The 4,059-nt window shown below is 38.2% G+C and carries 4 protein-coding genes; all 4 read left to right on the top strand.

Going from position 1 to position 4,059, the window contains the following annotated elements; all coding sequences use genetic code 11:
• The first annotated feature begins 194 nt into the window (after positions 1-194).
• The 4 genes from HHO41_RS21795 (at position 195) to HHO41_RS21780 (ending at position 3,929) form a co-directional block, all read left to right on the top strand.
• On the top strand, positions 195-770 hold the full coding sequence (locus tag HHO41_RS21795) for a CD3073 family putative ECF transporter S component (protein WP_169102656.1): 576 nt from the start codon (positions 195-197) through the stop codon (positions 768-770).
• Positions 760-1,233 (top strand): CD3072 family TudS-related putative desulfidase, encoded by a 474-nt coding sequence (locus HHO41_RS21790; protein WP_169102654.1) that lies wholly within the window; start codon positions 760-762, stop codon positions 1,231-1,233. Before HHO41_RS21795 ends, HHO41_RS21790 begins: the two co-directional genes overlap by 11 nt.
• 165 nt (positions 1,234-1,398) lie before the next feature.
• A complete protein-coding gene (locus HHO41_RS21785; protein ID WP_169102652.1) occupies positions 1,399-2,517 on the top strand; it encodes a cysteine desulfurase family protein in 1,119 nt (372 codons plus the stop codon).
• Positions 2,518-2,639: 122 nt separating this feature from the next.
• On the top strand, positions 2,640-3,929 hold the full coding sequence (locus tag HHO41_RS21780; protein ID WP_169102650.1) for a sensor histidine kinase: 1,290 nt from the start codon (positions 2,640-2,642) through the stop codon (positions 3,927-3,929).
• The last annotated feature ends 130 nt before the right edge of the window (positions 3,930-4,059 follow it).

Below are 4,059 nucleotides of genomic sequence, written 5' to 3'. Positions count from 1 at the left end.
ATTGTAACATTTGGTAAGCCGTATGCCTTAATAGGGCACGTACGGTTTGATAAGGGGGAAGCCTCGAGAGAGGTTTCCCTACTTTATTATTTTTATAGAATAGAAGTCAGGACTTGATAATATAGATTTGAATAGAATAATGGGAAAGGAGGCAATTGTCGGTAGGAATTCCAGTTATATAGGGGGGATTGTGTATGAAACCGAATAAGACATTAGTACTGACATATTCTGCTGTGGGGATTGCCTTAAACGTCGTTTTAGGCACGGTTGTATCGACTCTAAAAATACCATTGCTTTTCTTAGACACGATTGGCACAGTATTAATTGCGGTGTTATTTGGACCTTGGTGGGGAGCGTTGACAGGATTATTATCAAATGTGGTCCTTGGCGCAACAACAGGGGCATCGGCTATGTTCTTCGGAATAGTTAGTATCGCAATGGGCCTTGCGGTTGGCTTCATCGCCCGTAAGTTTGATTTTGCAAAATGGTACGTCGCCCTGAGTACTGGACTTATCTTATCGGTAGTGGCTCCGTTAATCGGTACTCCGATTGCTGTTGCGGTCTACGGTGGTCTAAATGGTAGTGGCATGGATGTTATCGTGCTCTGGTTAAGGTCCACTGGAGAAGGAATTTTTGCTTCAACCTTTTTATCAAGAATATCTGGGAATTTTTTCGATAAAATTATTACTTGTTTTCTAGTTATGATGTTAGTAGTTAAGATTCCATCTTTAGCTAAAATTTTTAAACAGGAGAAAAAAGATGCAGCGTAGTAAAAGAATTGTTCTAGTTTCACATTGCGTGCTTAATCAAAATACCGTCATTGAAGGTGAAGCTCGTTCAAAAGGTGCGATAAGCTCGATGGTCGAATGGGTCGTGCAGGAGGAGTTAGGGATAGTCCAATTACCATGTCCAGAATTCACCTATTTGGGCTTAAATCGCCCCCCGATGACATATCGGGAATATGATACATTAGAGTATCGAAAACATTGTCGGAGCATAATCCAGCCAGTGATTGACCAAATCGAGGAGTATTTACGAAATGATTTTGAACTTGTGGGTTTGATGGGAATTGAGAGCAGTCCGTCATGTGACCCTAGGCATGGCCGTGGAGTCTTTATGGAAGAGTTAATTGGGTCTTTGAAAGAATTAAATATAGACGTGAATAATAAGTGGTACTTGCCAAATTCAGATAACCCGATGTTCAACAGTATTGAGCATCTGTTTAGACAGTGAACATTAGTGATGATCTATTGAGCCTCTTTCCCGCTATTTAATAGCGAAAGGGGCTTTTTATTTTAATTGTAAGAAAATAGGAATGTTTCAAGCTTGATTAATGGGTACGAATCCCCCAAAATGGATTTATAAAACGCCAACTCTCTTAAAGGATGGGACAGAACTTTGAATAATTATGTTTATTTAGATTATAACGCCAGTACACCGCTAGCACCTGAAGTAATCGATGCTATGAAGCCGTTATTAACAGACTATTTCGGTAATCCGTCTGCGTTACATTGGGCTGGTAAGCCGGTCAAATCTTTATTGGATCGTGCTAGGGAGCAGGTTAGTAGCTTGTTAGCCTGCAATCCACACGAAGTTATCTTTACAAGCGGTGGCAGTGAAGCGAATAACTACGCTCTAAAAGGAGTCTTTTATAAACATCAAACTAAAGGGAAGCATATCATTACTTCTAAAATAGAGCATCCCGCGATTCTTAATCCTTGTAAATTTCTTGAAAGTATGGGAGCAAACATTACCTATGTTGGTGTGGATCAATATGGAAGAGTGTCTCCTGAGGAAATTGAGAAAGCGATAACATCTGAAACGATATTAATATCTATCATGCATTCAAATAATGAGGTTGGAACACTTCAACCAATTAAAGAGATTGGCAAAATTGCCAAACATTATCGAATTCCTTTTCATACTGATGCCTCACAATCGGTGGGAAAGGTACCTATAAATGTTGAAGAGCTTGGAGTCGATTTGTTAACGGTTGCGGGTCATAAACTTTATGCACCAAAAGGAATCGGAGCTATCTATATTCGAAATGGAATGGAGCTTGAACCATTGATTCATGGTGCAGGACATGAATTTGGAAAAAGAGCAGGTACGGAAAACACGCTGCTAGCAGTTGGACTAGGACAGGCCTGTGAACTGGCTAAACGAAATCTAGCTAGTAATCAAATAAAAGAATTAAGGGATTATTTTTGGGAGGAATTGAGCAACCGTTTTGGTAGTCAGGTTGTATTGAATGGACATCCAGTGTTTAGCTTGCCCAACACTATAAATGTCAGTTTTGTCAATAAAATTGGCCAGGAAATACTCGATCTCATGCCGGCTGTTGCAGCATCAACGGGTTCAGCCTGTCATGCAGGGAGAATCGAGTTGTCGCCGGTATTGAAAGAGATGAAGGTTCCTGAGCATATTGGGATGGGGACCATTCGTTTTAGTTTAGGAATATTTACAACTAAAGCAGAAATTGATCAGGTATTGGAAAAACTTCAAATGATCCTTTAACAATTTTTCAAGGAAGTACTACCATTTTCACCCAATAATTAAATTAAGTCTTTCGTTTGTTGCTTTATCAAAGTATGATTGTATAATAATCGTCCAATAGTGATAGAGTAAGAGGTAAATATATGGTGTTACAGTCAGAAAATATTTTAATACAAATGCTTGTTGTGCTATTTCCGATCATTTTATATCAAGCATTAATCAATAACCGAAAGCTGAAGCGAGGAGAGACATTTTACTGGAGCATCGTCTTTTCTGCGACAATGTTCTTATGTCTTATGTTTGCAATCAAAATTGATGACGGGATTATTCTTGATTTAAGGATGGTGCCTTGGTTTTTAGCATTCATATATGGTGGGAATGCAGTAGGTCTTGTAGTTTCATTATTTTATGTAGTCATTCGTTTTATCGTTGGTGGACATGGAATGTATACAGCCTATATCGTTCTAGTTTTGGGGACAATGGTTATTTGGAAATTCCCACAATATTACTTTAACTGGGATCGGAAAAATAAGATCGCATTTTCGGTACTTTTCTTATGTATCATATCTTTCTTACTTCCCTTAATTGGCACTTTGCTTTTTGACATGAAGTTGACAAAAAGCGTTTTAATCATCAATATCGGATTTGTTGTTGTTAACGCGGTCACGGTATGGTTAGCAGTTCACTTACTTGAATCATATCGTGAGAAGCAAGAATTAATGAAGGAAGTACAAAAGAACGAGAAGCTTCAAGTGGTTGGTCAGGTTGCCGCTAGCGTTGCTCATGAAATTAGAAATCCAATGACGAGTGTTCGCGGTTTTATTCAAATGCTATCAACATCAAAAAATATAAATAAAGATGAATTATCGTTCCTAAAGATTTGTCTAGATGAGTTAGATCGAGCTAACGATATTATTTCTGACTACTTAAGTTTGGGAAAAAATAATGATTTTGAAACGCCCAGATTAATTGATGTTTCTAACATGGCTGCTAAATCGATAAACACACTCATTTCCTATGCAACCATAAACAATGTCCAATTAACCTTAACATCTGTACAGACTACATATGTGTTGGGAATTCCAAGTAGACTTCAGCAAATGTTAATTAATATTATCAAAAATGCAATTGAAGCCGCTCGTCCAAACGGTCATGTGACTCTTTCAGTTAATTTAACTGGAAAAGAAGTCGAAATAACGATTATTGATGATGGAATCGGGATGACACCAACTCAGGTAGAAAACATCGGCTTACCTTATTATTCAACGAAGGAAAAAGGTACTGGACTTGGGCTTATGGTAACGCTACAAATCATTAAGGAAATGAATGGACGATGGAATGTTAAAAGTGAATTAAATAGAGGAACTTGTTTTCAAATTAACCTACCATCTGCAAAGAATGATGCAGAGCTAGATATTGCAAAGCAAGTATAATTGTTATCGCCATACTTTTATAAAAGTGTGGTTTTTCTTGTGTGCCAGGCATGGCAACTATCTAGGTGGTGAAAGTCCGCTGTGGGGGTACACATCAACCAACCACTAAGGAAGCGCAAGGTACTTATTG

It is taken from the genome of Bacillus sp. DNRA2 (assembly GCF_012843265.1).
Classification (GTDB): Bacteria; Bacillota; Bacilli; order Bacillales; family Cytobacillaceae; genus Bacillus_BU.
The sequence above is the reverse complement of the archived record's forward strand: the minus strand, read 5'-3'. Positions and strand labels throughout refer to the sequence as shown.